Source organism: Leptolyngbya sp. NIES-2104 (assembly GCF_001485215.1).
Taxonomy (GTDB): domain Bacteria; phylum Cyanobacteriota; class Cyanobacteriia; order Leptolyngbyales; family Leptolyngbyaceae; genus Leptolyngbya.
The window spans coordinates 4,485,603-4,502,310 of the sequence record NZ_BBWW01000001.1; the positions used below are offsets into that span (position 1 = coordinate 4,485,603).

A 16,708-nucleotide genomic window follows, 5' to 3' on the forward strand; every position below is an offset into this window, starting at 1 on the left:
AATCTTTTAGTAACTAATCTGCAAGGTTACTGAACCTTCGACGCGCTGTTCGCCACCTACGACAGGACTTGGACTCGGAGCTGCTGCCGCCTGCATTCTTGCTCTTGGAGCCACATCTTGGAAAATGGGTTGCGGAGCGACTGCGTTATTGATTTGAACGTTGACGATTTCCTTACGAGTCAGATTCAAGGCGCTAAAGACGGCATCCGCTTGAGCGTTGGCTTCTTGAGTTGCTTTCTGGAGCGCACGTTTTTGAGCCGCTGCTGTTGCCTCATCGGTTGCCGTAAAGCTCACGCTATCAATCCGACTCGCTCCCGCTTTCACCGCTTCATCGATAATTTCTCCGGCTCTCTCAGTCGGAACTCGGAACGAAACATTATTCGAGCCGACATATCCGACTAAAGTTTGGCGATTGTTGGTGTAGTCGTAGCGCGGATTCAGATTGATTCCAGTGGTTTCGAGCTTATCAACTGGGCGCGATTTTAAGAAACTCACGACCGAATTCGATCGACGAGCCACTTCTCGCTGGACATCATTCGCGGTTTTGCCTTCGACTTCCACCCCTAATCGAACTTGCGCGATCGTCGTTTGAATGTCCTCAAATCCTCGACCAGTCACGGTTAAAGTTCGCACCAATTTCTCCTGTGCATAAACGGGGCTGATCATTGAGAAGCCAACGATTCCAAGCGCGATGGGAACTGCACTTAATCGTTTCCAAGGTGATTTTTGAATGGTACTCATCATCTGAATTGCTGTACTTAAGAATGTACCTACTCTGCCATCGAACTTGGGAAATAATGCGATCGGTTACGCTTTTCGCAACTTAAGTTTGATTCTGTTTGCGCTCATGAAGCTGTAATAAGATTTCGGCGTGCTTCTCCTTCGTAATCGGGTAGAAATATGCCAACACTAACCCAATCACCAAAACGACGAGCGGAGCCGGACCGACTAAAATCCGAATCGCCCATAATGCTGATTCTGGCTGAATGGGAGCGGGTTGACCTGCGACGCTTTCGGTAAAACCAGATTTTTGCAGCACCCAGCCGACGATAAATAAGCCGATCGCTAACGCCACTTTTTGCAGCAGCACCATAAAGCCGTAAAATACGCCTTCGCGCCGTTGTCCAGTCTGCAACTCATCAAGTTCAATCACATCTGGAATCATTGACCAAGGAATCAAATAAGCGGTGGATACCCCAAACCCAGCTAACACCGCCAACCCATACATCAGAATGATCTGTCCAGGTTGCAGAAGGAATAATCCGATTTGTGCGATCGTCCAAACCGTCATTCCCATAAAATAAACCGCTTTTTTTCCATACCGCTTACTCATCGCACTCCAAACAAAGAGCATGACTAATGCCGTCACTTGAACGGCAATGATCACCTGTGTAAAATCTGAATCACCCAACCCCATCCAGTTTTTGACAAAGTAGGGAATCACCGCCACCGTGTTTTGAACTGCCAACCAAGAGCAAAGGTAAATCCCAATCACATACAAAAATGGACGATTGCTAAACGCGATTTTGAGTTGCTCCAAATAAGGAAGGGGTGTTTCAACAGGCAAAGCGCGACGCTGACGTTCCAATGCTTGAACCCGCTTCCGCGTTCCCCAAACGCACCAGTACAGGGGCAGCACCGAAATCACCGCACAAACCCCACCTAGCACTAAATATTGCTGAATCGGATTTTGCTTAAATGCCTGAAAAATCAAGAGCGCCAGAATCAGCGAAAGAATACTCCCGCTAATCGAGAACGCAAATCGGTAGCTACTCAAGCTAGTCCGCTCATCATAATCCTGAGTTAATTCTGCGGTCATTGCGGTATAGGGCAAATTGACCGCTGTGTAAAAGCTATTGAAAAACAGCCCGATCGCGACATAGTACAGAAACAACGCCCACTGATTGATCTCAGGATTGCCACTAAACTGAGGAACAAGCCACTGGAGAAAAAAGAATATGCCAAAAGGGATCGCGCCAAAAATCATCCAGGGATGCCTTCGTCCCCAACGACTCTGAGTGCGATCGCTCCACATCCCAATAATGGGATCATTGATCGCATCCCAAATTTTGCCAATCATCAGAATGCTGCCTGCGATTCCAGGTTTGAGTCCCGCGACGTTTGTGAAAAAAATCAGCAAAAAAACGCCTGTGATATTTGCGGTAATCGCAGGACCCAGATCGCCAGCTCCATAAGCTAACTTTGTCGGAAAACTCAGTTTTTCAGAAAGAAACGATCGATCATCAGCAGAATTATTCATAACAAGGTCGCGGAATCCGGGGTAACAGTTGTATTATTTTCATCGTCTTCGTCTGCGATCGTGCACGATGAAGAAAAACTTATCTATTTTGACTCCACTATGCCGGATTCCACTCAGTCCGATCTTCATGTCAGTTGGTCAGATTACCACCAATCCATCGAAAAACTCGCGGCGCAGATTTATCGATCGGACTGGCAGTTTAACCAAATCGTCTGCTTGGCAAAGGGCGGCTTACGAGTCGGTGATGTACTTGCCCGAATCTTCGATGTCCCGCTTGCGATCTTATCGACTTCCTCGTATCGAGGCAGTAGCCAGTCAAGAAGTTCTCTCGTGTTCTCAAAAGATTTAACGATGACTTCACTGAGTTTAGGAAGTCATGTGTTGCTCGTTGATGATTTGGTCGATTCTGGGGTGACGTTGCAAAAAACGATTCCTTGGCTCGATCGACATTACGGTTTCTACATCGAAGAAGTTCGCACCGCTGTACTCTGGTACAAAGCCTGCTCCGTGATCAAACCTGATTACTATGTGGATTATTTGGAGCATAATCCCTGGATTCATCAGCCGTTTGAGAAATACGAGAAGATGGAGCCGTCAGAACTCCTTAATCTGTCTGAGAGCGACTGATCATGTATGGAGCAGACCCAAAAGATAAACACCCAATGAAGGGATTTCCGCAAATCTGCTTCATTCAAAACACGGTGTCAAATCCAAATATCATCATTGGCGACTACACATATTACGATGACCCTGAAGATTCAGAAGATTTCGAGCGCAATGTTTTGTACCACTTTCCATTCATCGGCGATCGTCTAATCATCGGAAAGTTTTGTGCTTTGGCAAGAGGTGTCAAGTTCATTATGAACGGCGCAAATCACAAATTAGATGGCTTCTCGACTTATCCGTTTTATATCTTCGGCAATGGCTGGGAAAAAGTGGCTCCTCAAACTGAAGAACTTCCCTACAAAGGCGATACTGTCATCGGTAACGATGTGTGGATTGGTTATGAAGCAGTGATTATGCCAGGGGTGCAAGTCGGAGACGGAGCGATCGTTGCAGCAAAGTCAGTTGTCGTTAGTGATGTGTCACCGTACAGCATTGTTGGAGGTAATCCGGCTAAATGTATTCGATCGCGCTTTAAGCATGAAGTGATCCAAGCACTGCTTGAAATTGCTTGGTGGAACTGGAACATCGAGAAAGTGACTCGCAACTTAGAGAAAATCGTAGCGGCAGATATTGAGGCTTTAATCAATTGCAAGTAGAGCAAAATAAGCAGGCTTGAGTTCGCCATGCCCAAATCTAAACACAAAAAAACGGGTTAACTGTGAGAAGTTAACCCGCCAGCTTGGGAACGCGCAGAGAAACTATTTTTGAACAACCAATTTCACGTTTGCATTGTTCAAGCCAGGACGCTTGACTTCAGCCAAGGTCTTGTTGACAGCGTACTTCTGGTTGATCGAGTTGATCAGTTCGGTTTGATTGTGCTTCTTCGCCACACCCCAAAGGTCAGCGATCAAATCAAACGAACCGTCAGCATTGCGCGACCAGCCCAAATCGTATTCGCCATCGAGAACTGCAACGATGTCAGAGCGAACCCGCTGTCCGTTGTAGCCACGAACATCAGCTTCAGTCTTAACCGAAATGCCCAGATCGCGGAGCGAGGACTTCAGGATTTCAGCATCAGTGATCTTGGTGCGAAGAGTGCTAAAGTGAGACATGTTGGGTTTCCTCCGTGGAAAAGTTGATAACAACGACAACGTTTAGGTTTAAGACGTTTTGAACCCGGAGCGTACTCAAGCATTCAAAACGGTTCAGACTGCTAGCTGATGATGCTAGCCCTTCATCCTGTTGGGAAGACAGGAGAAAGCTTGTTAGAACTCAAGCCGCTGATATTCAGCAACTGAGGCTGCCGCAGGTCGCGCTCGCTGCCTAGCCCAATCCCGAAGGGCTGTCACCTGCTCAGTCATTGTCTTGGACAGCGGCAATGTGGCTCTCGATGCCGCGATAATGTCCAATTGGGTAAACTCTCGATCTTGAGCGAATGCTTCGTACATTGCTGCGACTAAAGCTTGCTCAATTTCTGCTCCCGAAAAGCCGTCGCACACGTTGGCGAGTTGGTCGAGGTCGAATCGCTCGATCTCTCTGCGGCGTTTCGCGAGATGAATTCTGAAAATCTCTTTGCGCTCCTCCGCGTTCGGCAGGTCTACGAAGAAGATTTCATCGAATCGACCTTTTCTGAGGAATTCTCCTGGAAGCCGCTCGACTCGGTTCGCGGTTGCCATCACGAAGACCGGAGAAGTTTTCTCCTGCATCCAGGTGAGGAATGAACCGAAGATCCGACTAGAGGTTCCCCCATCAGAATCGGCTGATCCAGTGGTTCCGGCGAACGCCTTGTCCATCTCATCAATGAACAGGATCGCGGGTGAAATCGATTCCGCAGTTTTGAGAGCGTTGCGAAGGTTGGCTTCCGACCGACCGACCATCGAGCCGTCATATACTCGACCCATATCGAGTCTCAGAAGCGGCAATCCCCACAGTCGGGAGGTCGTTTTCGCAATCAGCGACTTTCCACAACCCGGAACCCCTAGAATCAGCATCCCCTTCGGTTGGGGCAGTCCATATTCTCTGGCTCTTTCGGTGAAGGCATCCGATCGCTGTCTCAACCAGTGCTTTAATTCGTCAAGTCCACCGACCGAATCGATCGTTTCATCTTCTTCGATGTACTCTAGAATGCCGTTGCGTCGAATTAGCTGCTTTTTCTCAGAGAGAACGATATCAACTTCTTCTTCGGTCAAGCGTCCAGCGGTGACTTGCGCTTTGCGGTAAACTTTTTCTGCCTCGTCGCGGGTCAGACCTAACGCAGCTTTGAGGAGCTTTTCGCGGGTTTCGGTCGTAATCCGGCGAGTGCGGACGAGATCTAACTGTGCAGTGAGAACTTGATTCAACTCGGTCATGTTGGGAAGCGGGAAGTCAATGACGACGACCTCTTTCTCCAACTCGATCGGGATGTTCTGCATCGGAGACATGAGCACGATCGCTTTTTGAGTGCCTTTGAAACTGGCAATTGCATCACGCAACCACCGAGTCACCGCAGGCGAATCAATAAACGGGTGCAAATCTTTGAAGACGAAGATGCCGGGTTCCCGTTGGCGCATCACCCATTCGATCGCAGCTTCTGGTGAAACTGTATTGTGTTGAGTCACGCTACGGGGCTGACCATATTCGACAATCCCGTGTGTCACTGTCCACAAATACAACCGCTTGGGGGGCTTTGTTTGAGCAAGAATCGAGATCGCTTGCTCTGCCCGCTCTTCTTCCGAAGTTACAAGATAAATTAAAGGATATTGAGCCTGTAACAGGATATTTAGCTCTTCTTGCATAACCGCGACCCACTAAAAACGGTGCAGATGTGTAAAGCGAACCAGGCTGCGGACTCTGAATCGGGATGACCCTAGCAGGGAACGACCACCTTTTCTTCGATTGAAACGGTCGATAGCTCATCTTGAAGAACGGAGCTTTGCCCTAAAGCGGTTAACTCGCCGTTCCGTAATACAACCGGAGTGGTACAACTGGGACAGTCATAAATCCGGTGCGTTTGTCCATGAGCTTCTTCTTGCTGCTCAACTACCTCCGGGTAAGTGAGGTAAAAGCTGAGTGCCCTCTCTGCGAGGATTGACATCGCCTCGGAACTCATCGCCGCTTGGATTTTTAGCTTGCGGTGTAATTCGGGCGGGAGATACAGCGTAACTTTCTGCTTGTCTTGCATAGAACTTTCAGTCGTTTTACCCGGGTATGCAAATACAATATCTGCCAGATTCAGGGCTGTCAAGACGGTAAGCCAGCATAACAGCATTATTGTTACAATCGTTTACATTATGAAGTATGGTTTGAGTTGGATTTTAGTCGGGGTGTTGGGGCTGACGGGCTGTGATGGCTTGCCGTTCGGACGCTCTGAGCCGCAGCAAAATCGGTTGCCCGATCGATGGCAGACGTATCGGAATCCTCGGTTTGGGTTCGAGTTTTTGTATCCGGAGGGCTGGGTTGATTCGATTCCGCCAGAGAATCAAGATGGAATTGCGTTTAGTGATCCGAGGAATAACGGGTTTGAGATTCGGAGTTGGGCGAAGTTAATGCGATCGACGACTCCTGCAAAAAATTCCCCTGCGAAACCGACTCCGAACTTTACAACGGAGCAGGGAATACCGGGACGCTTAGAGGTGAAGGTGGAAAAGCAGACGAGTACGATGATGCTGACGGTTTATCACAAGGACGTGGAGTATCACTGGCGCGGCGTGGCTCCGAGTTCGCAGTTTGGTAACTTTTATCGATTTTTCTCGTTTATTGCGAGTCGGTATCGGGTTCCGGAGTGAGAGAGGAAGTTTGTCGATCGGGTTGTATCGACTTGCAAGTCTAGATAAAAAGTATCTTCAAAATTCCCGTATATTCATCTGTATAAACGTTCTTTGTAAAAATTTTTGTATACTATTCCAGATTGCTGCGATGACCCAAAAATCTTCTGCATAGTGCGTCAATGTGAATGATGTGCAGAAACTTCCGCATGATTAGACGGCGCTACTTGCATCTCAACCTAAACAAACCTAGGCGATATCTTTACTAATAACGCAACATGGACGAAGACCTCGAACAACTGACCCGCGCTGAGCTTGTTGCTGAGATTAAAAAGCTCAGGAATGGCATTCGTAAACATCGTGATACCTCTAGCCATGAGTTATGTTGGCATCATCCTGACCTATGGGGACTGCTGCCAGAAAAGACTGACCCTACTCCGGTGGTGCCGGAGTGGTCAAAGTTTCTTGAAGGCTGCTTGAAATATCGGCAATCGCTCGACGAACAAGCTCCGAACGCACAACGCACTAACCAATCTTATGGTGAGTAGTCATAGGACAAACGTCTAACAAACCGCTGCTTTGGAACAACGAGATTGGTCAGTTGAGTTGAAACGGTATCGTATCCAGTGAGCCTTGTTCTCAAGCTAATTTATCGCGAATCTTCACAAAATCGCGATCGCGCTTTAACTACTCAAGCTAAAGTAAAAAGACACTTTTGCAACAAACTGAAGCCGATCGCAATTCGACAACCCCGCTATCCCAAAGAAGAATATGTTCGGTGCGGCAATGACATTTACGAGACTCAAGATTGTCATTTTGCGATAATAGACTTGAACCAATCGGTGCTTGAGTTAGCAGAGCAGTTTTTGGAACGCAGTAATCTTCCTGCAAAAGCGGATGTGGATGCTGTTCACATTGCTGCTGCGACCGTTCATGGTATGGATTACTTGCTCACATGGAACTGCAAGCACATTGCAAATGCTCAAATTCAGGGCAAGTTAGCAGAGATTAGCCTTGATTTCGGGTACGAGTTGCCGATTCTTTGTACAGCCTATGAACTTCTTGGAGGTTAATGATGTTTCAGGATGAGATTGTCGAAGAGATCCATAGAATTCGTGAAGAGTATTCACGTTCATTTGACCATGACTTAAAAGCCATCTTCGCTGATTTGCAAAAGCAACAAGCTGAAAGCGGCAGAGAAGTTGTAAATTTATCGCGCCAGCCAGGTTCGACAACACGTTGGAGCGGACGGAAGAGAGACTTAGGCGAGGATGCACAAAGTATTACCCACTCAACTTAGCCGTTGAGCGATTTGACGATCGCAAATCTCCACAAAAGCGCGATCGCACTTCAATTTATCTGAAAAACTAGAGCAATGAACAAGCTTGAAACCTTTCCTTGGGACGCGGCAGACCATCTAGAAACTAAAGAGGATGTTGCGGCATATCTTGAAGCTGCCCTTGAAGACGGTGATCCTGCTCTGGTAGCCGCAGTACTTGGGGACATTGCTCGATCGAAAGGAATGACAAACATTGCCCGTGAAACAGGATTAGGACGAGAAAGCCTGTACAAAGCTTTATCGAGCGAAGGGAACTCAGAATTTGTAACGGTTCTCAAGGTAGTGAAAGCACTGGGTTTACGTCTACAAGTTGTCGCTGGATAGGTGAAACACTCAGGCTAATCGAGTCGTGAGGTCGCGATCGCAGATTTCCACAGAAGGGCGATCGCACTTCAATCTGCTGAACCACGATAATGGTACGATTCTCTCTACTGAACAGAGAATCGGTCATGCTGGCGAAACGAATTCTGCCTTGTCTAGATGTGAAAGCGGGGCGTGTGGTTAAAGGAATTAACTTTGTAGATTTGCGGGATGCGGGTGATCCGGTTGAACTCGCGCAGGCTTACAACGAGGCAGGGGCGGATGAGCTTGTGTTTCTAGATATCACTGCCACGCATGAAGACCGAGACATTATTTACGATGTGGTGTACCGGACAGCGGAACAGGTGTTTATTCCGTTGACAGTTGGGGGCGGGATTCAGAATCTCGACACGATTAAGAAATTGCTGAGAGCGGGAGCCGATAAAGTCAGTATTAACTCGGCGGCGGTGCGTGACCCGGATTTGATTAATCGGGCAAGCGATCGATTCGGCGTTCAATGTATTGTGGTGGCGATCGATGCTCGAAGAAGAGAAGACCCGACGAATCCAGGATGGGATGTGTACGTGCGCGGCGGTCGGGAAAATACGGGGATTGATGCGATCGCGTGGGCGAAAGAAGTCGCAGAACGTGGAGCCGGAGAATTACTGATTACCAGCATGGATGCAGATGGAACGCAGGCGGGGTATGACTTGGATTTGACGAGTACGATCGCGAATCAAGTCGAAATTCCTGTAATCGCGTCTGGCGGGGCGGGAAATTGTGAACATATTTATCAAGCCTTAACGAATGGGAAGGCGGAAGCGGCATTGCTGGCTTCTTTGCTGCATTACGGGCAGTTGAGTGTGGAACAGATAAAGACATACTTAAGCGAACGGCAGGTTTCGGTCAGACAGTCCTAGAATGACGAGACTTGGAGAGATTCAGCCGACTGATAAGAATTTGCTACCACCAAAATCAGAGAAACTGTTTACTCGATCGTGCTCTTACCGAGGTCTACTTTTCTGAGCGTCTGTTACAATACGTAAACTATGGTGATAACAATCTTATTTATTGTCATTGCTCTTGTGGCTTGGGCGCTTCACCTCATGCAGGAAGCGATCGAGCAAAAAGAGTTTTCCCTGATGCTGGCGGGTACATTGGTCGCAATGTCCGCGACAGCACTTGTTGGCGTTTACTTTGTGATGGGCAATTACATGGGCTATCTCAGTCACCTTTCGCCTCAAGAAGCAGCGATGAATCAAGAGGCATACGAATCGGTGGCGCGATATCTCGAAGAACAAGATCAGCTTTATATGAGTGCTTCGGCTTCTCGATCGATTTCTCAAGTCGTGCGAAACATTTCGCCATAAGATACGATCATAGTTATCAAGTTTTAACAAATGGGGTGAGTCAAACTTGCCCCATTTTTAGTGAGCCGCTATGAGTTACTACATTTCTCCGCGTTTTCTCGATAAGTTATCGGTTCATATCACTAAGAATTTTCTATTGCTGCCAAATGTGAAAGCGCCATTGATTCTGGGAGTTCACGGACGCAAAGGGGAAGGAAAATCGTTTCAGTGTGATCTCGTGTTTGAACGGATGGGAATTGAAGCCGTTTATATGTCGGCGGGAGAGTTGGAAAGTCCTGATGCGGGAGATCCAGCGCGATTGATTCGATTGCGATATCGGGAAGCTGCGGAATATGTGAAAGTGCGTGGCAAAATGTCGGTTTTGCTGATTAATGATTTTGATGCGGGTGCGGGACGGGTGGATCAGTTCACTCAGTACACCGTGAATACGCAGTTGGTACACGGAACGCTGATGAATATTGCGGATAATCCGACGAATGTTCAGCTTCCGGGGAGTTATGATTCTGAGCCGATACAGCGAATTCCGATTATTTTGACGGGGAATGATTTCTCGACGTTGTATGCGCCCTTGACTCGTGACGGGCGGATGGATAAGTTTTTCTGGGAACCCGATCGAGCAGATCGAATCGGAATTGTCGGCGGAATTTTTGAAATCGATCAGGTGCCAAAAAGCGATATTGAAAAGCTAGTCGATCAGTTTCCAAATCAAGCGATCGATTTCTTTGGTGCATTGCGATCGCGCCTTTACGATGAGCAAATTCGCCGCTTCATTAACGATGTGGGCATCGATCGGATTTCTCAGCGCGTGGTGAACAGTACTGAAGCACCTCCAGAATTCCGCAGACCCGACTTTAGTTTGTCGCATTTGATCGAAGTCGGAACCGCGATCGGACAAGAGCAAAAACGACTTCAAGAGTTGCGCTTGGTTGAGGAATACAATCAGACGGTTCGCAATCGGGGACTCGGTGAAATTAAGAGGAATCCGCAACCTGTTCAAAATAGTGCAATGGTTTCGGAGCCTGTTCGATCGCCCGCGGTTCCAGCATCGAGCAGCTATAACGGTCAGCCTTCGAGTACACGATTGACTCCGGAGATTGTGAGCGAAGTTAATCAAATTCTGCGACAGGGACAGCGGTTAGGCATTGAAGTAGTCGATGCCCGACGGTTTAGAACGAATTCTTGGAACTGTTACGGGATGTTTGAAGGAGATGGAGCAGCGGCGATTTCTGCGTTAGAAACTTGCTTAGATGAGAATCAGAAAAATTATGTGCGGATTGTGGGAATTCGCGATCGACAACGGGTGATTGAATTGATCGTGCATCGCCCTAACCAATAGTTCGCTAAGTTTTCGGGGTGTAGTAATAGTTCCAAGTGTAGGTATTTATGTTGTGTTTGCAGGCGGGAAGTTACGACATTGTGATCAATGACAATCCTGCCTACATAGTGGGATCAGTTGATAATGTGCGAACCTATAGTCATCAGTACTGGTTGGGTGAACAGGAATATTATCCATCTGCAAAGTATGAGGTAGGGCTAATAAAGCATGGTGCAGAAATAGCATCTTGTATTGTGCTTGGTACGCACGGAGCGACTGGAGTGCACGAGCATTCAGCCCTATTACACAATCAGTCTTGCATCGTTGCAGTGAGTGCATTCATCTGCGCTTTAGCTATTCCGTCTTTACAGCTTGAATGGCAAGTGCAAGTAGACTGGGCAACTTGCTTTGGTATATATCACGCAGCAAGGCATGACTGCTACATCTCGCACGGCGAATGCGACATCGCCTGTGTCTCCTGCGAAGGAAAATTGCTTTAGAGTGTCAGTGGTAAAGACATATTCACTAACGGCTTTTATCTAGATGATGACTACGTTGAAGTCATTGATTGGAACGATGAAATGTATCGCATTGACATACGCTCAGGTGATAGCTATCTTGTTGCGAGCTAACCCTTTATTGCACAGAGTACTAAAATCTGTTGAACTAGATGTTCGATCGAACAAATCTGGAGCGATCGACAACGGGTGATTGAATCGATCGTGCATCGTCCTGACTGATAGGAATAGAGCAATGACATTAATGCAGAGTCAGAATTTACAGTTCGAGCCACTTACTGCCATCCATGCTGACGCTCTCTTTCCCATTCTGAATACATCCTCCGTCCTCGCCTTTATCGATCCAACAGGAGAACCACCATCGTTGGAGGAACTTAGGGCGGAATACGCCGCCCGTGAGCGTGGTCCGGTGGATTTGATAACGCCTGCCGAGAAATGGTTCAACGTGGCAATCTATTTGAAAGCTGATTCTCCTACAGTGGTCGGTCGGCTTGAGGCAACAAGCTACGGCGAGTGGGGCGAGATTGCATACTTGTTGGGTGAAGCTTGGTGGGGAAAGGGGTTGGCATTTGAGGCAATGTCTTGGTGGCATGACTATCTTGAGTCACTTGTGCCAGAAGCTCAGTGGTGGGCTACAGTACACCCGGAGAACCAAAGGAGCATTCGGCTTCTGACACGTCTAAGGTACGAAGAGATCGATCCGAGCAGGCGACCGAACCTGCAATCCTATGACCCAGGAGATCTCTGCTTCGTTCGATCGGCTCCTGCTAAATCACAATTACAGCGATCGCCAATTCATAAGTGATAATACGACTACGATTCTTGAAACATGAATTCTATGAATACTCGATTAGAAGTTGAGTCAGCAATCAAGCAATTGCCAGAAAATGAAGCGCGTGATCTTGCAAGATGGCTGCAAGAGTATCTCGATGAAATGTGGGATCGACAAATCGAAGCCGATCTTGCATCAGGAAAATTAGATCGTCTGATTGCGAGGGCAGAGTCAGATATTGCAACTAACAACGTGAGGGATTTGGATGAAGTCCTTCGCGACGGCTGACTTTTGGGAAGCTTATGCCGAACTGTCACCTGAAATGAAACAGCAAGCGCGGAAAGCTTACAAGCTCTGGAAGGAGAACTCACTTCATCCATCTCTACGTTTCAAGAAAGTCGGTAAAAAGCTTTGGTCTGCTCGAATCAGTGGTGAATATCGGGCATTAGCCTTGAAAGAAGGTGACGATTATTACTGGTTTTGGATCGGTGAACATGATGAGTATGAAAGTCTTTTGAACTAGGTGTTCGATCGAACAAATCTGGAGTGATCGACAATGGGTGAGTGAATTGATCGTGAGCGTCGGTTTATCGAGCATGAAGCGGCGCTGTGGAAGTCTCATAGGCTTACAAGGTAAGATTAAGCATCATATGACTGGTCGTTTTCCTGGATTAGTTGCAGGAAGCAGGAAAAGCCTCAAGATTTCTCAACTCTATCAAGCTATGGAAACAAAACAAATCACCGTTCGCGTCAATCTAGAAGCTGCTCATATCTTTGAAGCCGCATCGGAAGAGCAAAGGCGTAAAATTGAGGCGTTACTCAGCTTAAAACTGACCCAAGCAACTCGTAAGAAACGGGCGCTAGAGGAAGTCATGGATGATATCAGCCAGAAAGCACAGGAGCGAGGATTAACCCCAGAAATCTTGGACGCAATTCTAAATGAGCCGTAAGGTGCGTTACGTATTTGATACAAATGTAATTGTAAGTTCGTTACTGTTTAAGAGCGGTAACCCCTCGAAAGCATTTCGGTATGCTCTAAAACACGGAGAGATTTTGGTATCGCTTGAATTGTTAGAAGAGCTTAGCGATGTACTTGGGCGAGAAAAATTTGATCGCTTTGTGACGAGTGAAGAACGTGACGAGTTTTTGGAGACGTTTGTTGAGCGAGCAACACTGGTTGAGATTATTGAAAGGGTGCAAGAGTGCCGAGATCCTAAAGACGATAAGATTTTAGAACTCGCATTGAACGGACAAGCAGAGTACATTGTGAGTGGTGATAAAGATTTACTGGTGCTTAATCCGTTTCGTGATGTGAAGATAGTCACGGCGGAGGAATTCTTAAGAGCCGTTGAGATTGGTTGAGCTATCACAGTAGCACGACGCGTCAATGCAGGAGACAAATAGAGTCTTCGCGCTTCGTTTCAAGTACTCTCGTCGCCGCAGTTCGCGCTCTTACGGAGTGAGGATTGCGATCGAGACTGAGATCGTACACCCACTCTTAATTCGGCAGGTATTCAGAATTCAGCACCTGCTCAGAAAGATAAGGACAGCTCACAGGAAAAGTCTCTAAGAGCAATCCAGTTTCATCTGCTGCCTGTTCACGAGCATTCGCATAACATTCATCAAAGACTTCTTGAAGGTAGGGAACTAAGCTTGGTGAATCTTTCAAGTCATCATTAACACGCCGCCGATGTTCTCGAATACTGCCGCGCCAACTGCCACTTCTATACTCTGGTTGATATTGCCATTTCAGCAGGTGAAGCAGAATGACGATGAGGTTACTTTTAAGGCTTTTTCGCTCCCGTCTCGACATATCTTCGATTTCTTCGATCAGGTTTTGCCAATCGACACAAGCATAATTTTGATTTCGTAATTGCTCCGCTGTTGTCTCAATCCAGCAAACAAAATCGATTTCATAAAGACTTTTTTGGCTAGTTTCTAGTTCAGTTGACATCGCTTTGCCTTATGGATGTTAAGTGTTTAATCGCACAAATCCCTCAATACTTCCCACAAATTCCTGAGTCGATTCGTAAGGTAAGACATTTCGACCCGGAATAATCACACCTTCGCAATTCGGGAATTTTTCGAGGTAATCATTTAAGCGATCGCTGACTTTTTCCCCTTTCCCCTCACGGCTAATACTCGAAGCTTTATCACCAAACACCGCTAAAACAGGTTGCTGAATTTTCGACATTCGTTCGGTGTAATCTTGCCGCCAAAATCCAGATAGAAACGCAAATACCGCATGACGACTTTCTAAATCGTTCGATCCTTGCTTCAACATCGCTAACCATTCCGAATCGACCTGAGCTTCATCAGCAAACAATTGACGAATCGAAAAATTTCTCAAAAATTCGCTCCGACGAGCATATCGATAAAAGGCATTTCCGAAAGGGGAATCGAACAGATTCCAGGCGATTCGATGAGAGGTTTCTGAAGTGTCTCGGCTCAACAGCGACATTGCAGGAGAACCGCTGAACACGATCGCTTTTACCAAAGTCGGCTCGATCGTGGCAAGTTCGATCGCAACCGGACATAACGCACCCTGAGCAATGACGATCGCAGGTGTTTTGACCACCCGATGCAGAAAGGATTGCAATTGTTGTGCCCAATCGATCGGAGCGTAGGCAATTCGCGGCATATCAGACTCGCCGCAGCCTAGTAAATCGGGATTGTAAATCGAATTCTGCTGCCCAGCGTCGATGAATCTGCGCCAAAATTGCCGCGAGAGTCCAACGCCGATCGGATGAATCAACAGTAACGGAACGCCCTGACCCTCGTGAAAGTCATACGCACATCGATACTGATTCCATTGATAAAACTGAGTTTTGTTTAGCTGCTTCATGTCTCCATCTTAAAAGGAAATTCAGCGTGAATTTGCCAACGTTGTCCGTCATGTTTGAGCAACGTCAGATGAGAAGCGATGAATTCAAAGCGAAGCGATCGATCTTTGAACTCTTGCCATGCGAGTTTGAAATTCTGTTTCGTCAGATCCCGGAACGCAACCGTCATATGAGGCGCATACGGGCGGGATTTTTCTCGTGAGTCAACCAGCGCGATCGACCTTTCTAAGTGTTCAATGAAACGGCGGTGGAGCGTCAGAAGTGCATCAGTGCGATCGACGTTGATATAAATCACTCGTGGCGGAAACGCGCCGAAACCATCGAGAATAATCGGGATTGGGCATTGAGACTGCGCGAAAGCTTCGATACACTCACTCAGTATCGCGAAATGTTCATGTTTCCATCGAAACGGCGGCTGTAGCGTGATATGCGGAGGTGATTTGAATGCGTGGCGACTGTCATAATACTGATCAAAATGGCATTTAACTCCGGTAGCATGTTGTTGAATTGCTTGTGGGGGAAGCAGCGCGATAAAGAAAAGTGGCTCTGTGTTCATAGATTGCTTCGGGTACGAAAAATCAGACTTACACCCCTTAAGTTCTTGTAAAACTTTACTCTAATGCTGTAGGCATCCGTTTTAAGCTACAGCATAGGTTCCTGTTGATAAAAATGATAGAGGAAATGGGTCAATGCCTTGGTTCGTCAAAATTGAAGAAGGAATCGTCGATAAAGCGACGTTTGATCAATACGTTCCAGCCCATAAAGCATTTGTCAAAGACCTGATCGATAAGGGGTACGAGGCAAAAACTGGATATTGGGGCTGTTTTGGTGGGGGGATGTTGATGTTCAAGGCAAAATCGATGGATGAAGCCGAAAAAATCATTAAAGAAGATCCGCTGATTCGCAATCAGTGTGTGCATTACAAGCTCTATGAATGGAAAGTCGTGGTCGAATGAGTGGCGAAAATGTCATCACTCGATCGAGAAGAGTGCTATGCTAGAAAGCGACTCGGATCTATGCGATTGTAACGCCCAAACTTTGTCAGGACCGGAAGGTAGCAGCAATACGGGATGCTTATGATAGGCGTAGTCTCCGGGTCACCTTTGTTTTAAAGGTCGGTTTTCCATACCGAATTCAGGGAAGTTTTACACTGGGCAACTCACGAATTTCTGCCTATCTTGGAGAAAAGAGTACCAGGAGCGCGATCGTTATGGGTTTGGGTGATTTAGTTCAAAAAGCAATGTATCTGGGCATTGGAGTTGCTTCCTATGCGGGCGAGAAGGCGGGGGAGAAATTGACCGAACTCCGGGCACAGGTGCAGAAGGTGGCTGATGAGATGGTCGAACGGGGCGAGATGAATGCGGAAGAAGGTCGCAAGTTCGTCGATGACATGATGAAACGAGCGCAGCAAGCCAATCCAAATGTTGCTGTCGAGGAGAATCGCCCGACCGAGCCGCGCAAAATTGAGATTTTAGATGAAGAAGAGCCGACCCCAACGCAAACCACGGTGAATGACATGCGGCAACAGGTGGCGGATTTGCAGGAAGAATTGCGGCGATTGCAGAAAAATTAATGTTTGAACGATTTGTCGGGTGTGGAATGTCCGATTAAATAGAATATTTGAGTAAACGAATCATCCTCG

At 47.2% G+C, this 16,708-nt stretch carries 25 protein-coding genes and 1 other RNA gene; 18 read left to right on the plus strand and 8 right to left on the minus strand.

Features of this window, described 5'->3' with window-relative positions; genetic code table 11:
• Window positions 1-6 precede the first annotated feature (6 nt).
• Window positions 7-744, minus strand: a complete 738-nt coding sequence (locus NIES2104_RS21400; RefSeq protein ID WP_059000254.1) for an SIMPL domain-containing protein — start codon at window positions 742-744, stop codon at window positions 7-9.
• A gap of 79 nt (window positions 745-823) precedes the next feature.
• Window positions 824-2,260, minus strand: a complete 1,437-nt coding sequence (locus NIES2104_RS21405) for an MFS transporter (RefSeq protein WP_059000255.1) — start codon at window positions 2,258-2,260, stop codon at window positions 824-826.
• 99 nt (window positions 2,261-2,359) lie between these two features.
• Here NIES2104_RS21405 and NIES2104_RS21410 point away from each other — a divergent pair, with 99 nt between their 5' ends.
• Window positions 2,360-2,887, plus strand: coding sequence for a phosphoribosyltransferase (locus NIES2104_RS21410; protein ID WP_059000256.1), 528 nt, complete (start codon window positions 2,360-2,362; stop codon window positions 2,885-2,887).
• Between the two features lie 2 nt (window positions 2,888-2,889).
• Window positions 2,890-3,522 (plus strand): Vat family streptogramin A O-acetyltransferase, encoded by a 633-nt coding sequence (locus NIES2104_RS21415; protein WP_059000257.1) that lies wholly within the window; start codon window positions 2,890-2,892, stop codon window positions 3,520-3,522.
• Between the two features lie 102 nt (window positions 3,523-3,624).
• On the opposite strand, the gene NIES2104_RS21420 is transcribed toward NIES2104_RS21415, so the two are convergent.
• The 3 genes from NIES2104_RS21420 to NIES2104_RS21430 form a co-directional block, all read right to left on the minus strand.
• The gene (locus NIES2104_RS21420; RefSeq protein WP_059000258.1) at window positions 3,625-3,978 is read right to left on the minus strand and encodes a DUF1257 domain-containing protein; all 354 of its coding nucleotides are present in this window, start codon (window positions 3,976-3,978) and stop codon (window positions 3,625-3,627) included.
• A gap of 153 nt (window positions 3,979-4,131) precedes the next feature.
• Complete coding sequence (locus NIES2104_RS21425; protein ID WP_059000259.1) at window positions 4,132-5,640, minus strand: AAA family ATPase; 1,509 nt, start codon at window positions 5,638-5,640, stop codon at window positions 4,132-4,134.
• 71 nt (window positions 5,641-5,711) lie between these two features.
• Complete coding sequence (locus NIES2104_RS21430; protein ID WP_059001980.1) at window positions 5,712-6,026, minus strand: hypothetical protein; 315 nt, start codon at window positions 6,024-6,026, stop codon at window positions 5,712-5,714.
• Between the two features lie 109 nt (window positions 6,027-6,135).
• Here NIES2104_RS21430 and NIES2104_RS21435 point away from each other — a divergent pair, with 109 nt between their 5' ends.
• The 13 genes from NIES2104_RS21435 to NIES2104_RS21495 all read left to right on the plus strand — a co-directional run bounded on the left by NIES2104_RS21435 (window position 6,136) and on the right by NIES2104_RS21495 (window position 13,585).
• Complete coding sequence (locus NIES2104_RS21435; protein WP_059000260.1) at window positions 6,136-6,630, plus strand: hypothetical protein; 495 nt, start codon at window positions 6,136-6,138, stop codon at window positions 6,628-6,630.
• A 257-nt stretch (window positions 6,631-6,887) separates the two neighbouring features.
• The gene (locus NIES2104_RS21440; protein ID WP_059000261.1) at window positions 6,888-7,157 is read left to right on the plus strand and encodes a hypothetical protein; all 270 of its coding nucleotides are present in this window, start codon (window positions 6,888-6,890) and stop codon (window positions 7,155-7,157) included.
• Window positions 7,158-7,235: 78 nt separating this feature from the next.
• Window positions 7,236-7,682, plus strand: coding sequence for a hypothetical protein (locus NIES2104_RS33070; RefSeq protein ID WP_225895270.1), 447 nt, complete (start codon window positions 7,236-7,238; stop codon window positions 7,680-7,682).
• Window positions 7,682-7,909 (plus strand): hypothetical protein, encoded by a 228-nt coding sequence (locus tag NIES2104_RS21450; RefSeq protein WP_263971005.1) that lies wholly within the window; start codon window positions 7,682-7,684, stop codon window positions 7,907-7,909. The genes NIES2104_RS33070 and NIES2104_RS21450 overlap by 1 nt, the downstream gene beginning before the upstream one ends.
• 75 nt (window positions 7,910-7,984) lie before the next feature.
• Window positions 7,985-8,272, plus strand: coding sequence for an addiction module antidote protein (locus NIES2104_RS21455; RefSeq protein ID WP_059000262.1), 288 nt, complete (start codon window positions 7,985-7,987; stop codon window positions 8,270-8,272).
• Window positions 8,273-8,397: 125 nt separating this feature from the next.
• A complete protein-coding gene (hisF, locus tag NIES2104_RS21460) occupies window positions 8,398-9,168 on the plus strand; it encodes an imidazole glycerol phosphate synthase subunit HisF (RefSeq protein WP_059000263.1) in 771 nt (256 codons plus the stop codon).
• A gap of 129 nt (window positions 9,169-9,297) precedes the next feature.
• Window positions 9,298-9,618, plus strand: coding sequence for a hypothetical protein (locus tag NIES2104_RS33555; RefSeq protein ID WP_263971006.1), 321 nt, complete (start codon window positions 9,298-9,300; stop codon window positions 9,616-9,618).
• 70 nt (window positions 9,619-9,688) lie between these two features.
• Window positions 9,689-10,954, plus strand: coding sequence for an AAA family ATPase (locus tag NIES2104_RS21470; RefSeq protein ID WP_059000264.1), 1,266 nt, complete (start codon window positions 9,689-9,691; stop codon window positions 10,952-10,954).
• 732 nt (window positions 10,955-11,686) lie between these two features.
• Entirely contained in the window at window positions 11,687-12,256 is a 570-nt protein-coding gene (locus NIES2104_RS21475) for a GNAT family N-acetyltransferase (RefSeq protein ID WP_059000265.1), read from the plus strand.
• Between the two features lie 33 nt (window positions 12,257-12,289).
• Complete coding sequence (locus tag NIES2104_RS21480) at window positions 12,290-12,511, plus strand: hypothetical protein (RefSeq protein ID WP_059000266.1); 222 nt, start codon at window positions 12,290-12,292, stop codon at window positions 12,509-12,511.
• On the plus strand, window positions 12,489-12,746 hold the full coding sequence (locus NIES2104_RS21485) for a hypothetical protein (RefSeq protein ID WP_059000267.1): 258 nt from the start codon (window positions 12,489-12,491) through the stop codon (window positions 12,744-12,746). Before NIES2104_RS21480 ends, NIES2104_RS21485 begins: the two co-directional genes overlap by 23 nt.
• A gap of 37 nt (window positions 12,747-12,783) precedes the next feature.
• Complete coding sequence (locus tag NIES2104_RS32695; RefSeq protein WP_202815101.1) at window positions 12,784-13,173, plus strand: hypothetical protein; 390 nt, start codon at window positions 12,784-12,786, stop codon at window positions 13,171-13,173.
• Window positions 13,163-13,585 (plus strand): putative toxin-antitoxin system toxin component, PIN family, encoded by a 423-nt coding sequence (locus NIES2104_RS21495; RefSeq protein ID WP_059000268.1) that lies wholly within the window; start codon window positions 13,163-13,165, stop codon window positions 13,583-13,585. The genes NIES2104_RS32695 and NIES2104_RS21495 overlap by 11 nt, the downstream gene beginning before the upstream one ends.
• 136 nt (window positions 13,586-13,721) lie before the next feature.
• On the opposite strand, the gene NIES2104_RS21500 is transcribed toward NIES2104_RS21495, so the two are convergent.
• From NIES2104_RS21500 to NIES2104_RS21510, 3 genes are read right to left on the minus strand one after another with little or no spacing between them, the layout of a single operon-like run.
• Complete coding sequence (locus tag NIES2104_RS21500; RefSeq protein ID WP_059000269.1) at window positions 13,722-14,177, minus strand: DUF29 domain-containing protein; 456 nt, start codon at window positions 14,175-14,177, stop codon at window positions 13,722-13,724.
• An 18-nt stretch (window positions 14,178-14,195) separates the two neighbouring features.
• The gene (locus tag NIES2104_RS21505) at window positions 14,196-15,068 is read right to left on the minus strand and encodes an alpha/beta fold hydrolase (RefSeq protein WP_059000270.1); all 873 of its coding nucleotides are present in this window, start codon (window positions 15,066-15,068) and stop codon (window positions 14,196-14,198) included.
• Entirely contained in the window at window positions 15,065-15,622 is a 558-nt protein-coding gene (locus NIES2104_RS21510) for a 2'-5' RNA ligase family protein (RefSeq protein WP_059000271.1), read from the minus strand. Before NIES2104_RS21510 ends, NIES2104_RS21505 begins: the two co-directional genes overlap by 4 nt.
• Before the next feature lie 133 nt (window positions 15,623-15,755).
• Here NIES2104_RS21510 and NIES2104_RS21515 point away from each other — a divergent pair, with 133 nt between their 5' ends.
• The 3 genes from NIES2104_RS21515 to NIES2104_RS21520 all read left to right on the plus strand — a co-directional run bounded on the left by NIES2104_RS21515 (window position 15,756) and on the right by NIES2104_RS21520 (window position 16,639).
• Window positions 15,756-16,022: a YciI family protein gene (locus NIES2104_RS21515; protein WP_059000272.1), complete on the plus strand. Its 267-nt coding sequence runs from the start codon at window positions 15,756-15,758 to the stop codon at window positions 16,020-16,022.
• A 49-nt stretch (window positions 16,023-16,071) separates the two neighbouring features.
• Window positions 16,072-16,168, plus strand: an RNA gene (gene ffs / locus NIES2104_RS30610) — signal recognition particle sRNA small type.
• 108 nt (window positions 16,169-16,276) lie between these two features.
• Window positions 16,277-16,639, plus strand: coding sequence for a phasin family protein (locus tag NIES2104_RS21520; protein WP_059000273.1), 363 nt, complete (start codon window positions 16,277-16,279; stop codon window positions 16,637-16,639).
• The last annotated feature ends 69 nt before the right edge of the window (window positions 16,640-16,708 follow it).

Bases quoted from the DNA above. Each gene is read 5' to 3' on its own strand.
- NIES2104_RS21430 (WP_059001980.1), bottom strand. From the start codon at position 6,026: ATGCAAGACAAGCAGAAAGTTACGCTGTATCTCCCGCCCGAATTACAC.
- NIES2104_RS21520 (WP_059000273.1), top strand. From the start codon at position 16,277: ATGGGTTTGGGTGATTTAGTTCAAAAAGCAATGTATCTGGGCATTGGA.
- NIES2104_RS21420 (WP_059000258.1), bottom strand. From the start codon at position 3,978: ATGTCTCACTTTAGCACTCTTCGCACCAAGATCACTGATGCTGAAATC.
- NIES2104_RS21510 (WP_059000271.1), bottom strand. From the start codon at position 15,622: ATGAACACAGAGCCACTTTTCTTTATCGCGCTGCTTCCCCCACAAGCA.
- NIES2104_RS21505 (WP_059000270.1), bottom strand. From the start codon at position 15,068: ATGAAGCAGCTAAACAAAACTCAGTTTTATCAATGGAATCAGTATCGA.
- NIES2104_RS21415 (WP_059000257.1), top strand. From the start codon at position 2,890: ATGTATGGAGCAGACCCAAAAGATAAACACCCAATGAAGGGATTTCCG.
- NIES2104_RS21500 (WP_059000269.1), bottom strand. From the start codon at position 14,177: ATGTCAACTGAACTAGAAACTAGCCAAAAAAGTCTTTATGAAATCGAT.
- NIES2104_RS21515 (WP_059000272.1), top strand. From the start codon at position 15,756: ATGCCTTGGTTCGTCAAAATTGAAGAAGGAATCGTCGATAAAGCGACG.
- NIES2104_RS21410 (WP_059000256.1), top strand. From the start codon at position 2,360: ATGCCGGATTCCACTCAGTCCGATCTTCATGTCAGTTGGTCAGATTAC.
- NIES2104_RS21470 (WP_059000264.1), top strand. From the start codon at position 9,689: ATGAGTTACTACATTTCTCCGCGTTTTCTCGATAAGTTATCGGTTCAT.
- NIES2104_RS21495 (WP_059000268.1), top strand. From the start codon at position 13,163: ATGAGCCGTAAGGTGCGTTACGTATTTGATACAAATGTAATTGTAAGT.
- NIES2104_RS21485 (WP_059000267.1), top strand. From the start codon at position 12,489: ATGAAGTCCTTCGCGACGGCTGACTTTTGGGAAGCTTATGCCGAACTG.
- NIES2104_RS21450 (WP_263971005.1), top strand. From the start codon at position 7,682: ATGATGTTTCAGGATGAGATTGTCGAAGAGATCCATAGAATTCGTGAA.
- NIES2104_RS21400 (WP_059000254.1), bottom strand. From the start codon at position 744: ATGATGAGTACCATTCAAAAATCACCTTGGAAACGATTAAGTGCAGTT.
- hisF (WP_059000263.1), top strand. From the start codon at position 8,398: ATGCTGGCGAAACGAATTCTGCCTTGTCTAGATGTGAAAGCGGGGCGT.
- NIES2104_RS21440 (WP_059000261.1), top strand. From the start codon at position 6,888: ATGGACGAAGACCTCGAACAACTGACCCGCGCTGAGCTTGTTGCTGAG.
- NIES2104_RS21425 (WP_059000259.1), bottom strand. From the start codon at position 5,640: ATGCAAGAAGAGCTAAATATCCTGTTACAGGCTCAATATCCTTTAATT.
- NIES2104_RS21480 (WP_059000266.1), top strand. From the start codon at position 12,290: ATGAATACTCGATTAGAAGTTGAGTCAGCAATCAAGCAATTGCCAGAA.
- NIES2104_RS21405 (WP_059000255.1), bottom strand. From the start codon at position 2,260: ATGAATAATTCTGCTGATGATCGATCGTTTCTTTCTGAAAAACTGAGT.
- NIES2104_RS33555 (WP_263971006.1), top strand. From the start codon at position 9,298: ATGGTGATAACAATCTTATTTATTGTCATTGCTCTTGTGGCTTGGGCG.
- NIES2104_RS21475 (WP_059000265.1), top strand. From the start codon at position 11,687: ATGACATTAATGCAGAGTCAGAATTTACAGTTCGAGCCACTTACTGCC.
- NIES2104_RS21455 (WP_059000262.1), top strand. From the start codon at position 7,985: ATGAACAAGCTTGAAACCTTTCCTTGGGACGCGGCAGACCATCTAGAA.
- NIES2104_RS21435 (WP_059000260.1), top strand. From the start codon at position 6,136: ATGAAGTATGGTTTGAGTTGGATTTTAGTCGGGGTGTTGGGGCTGACG.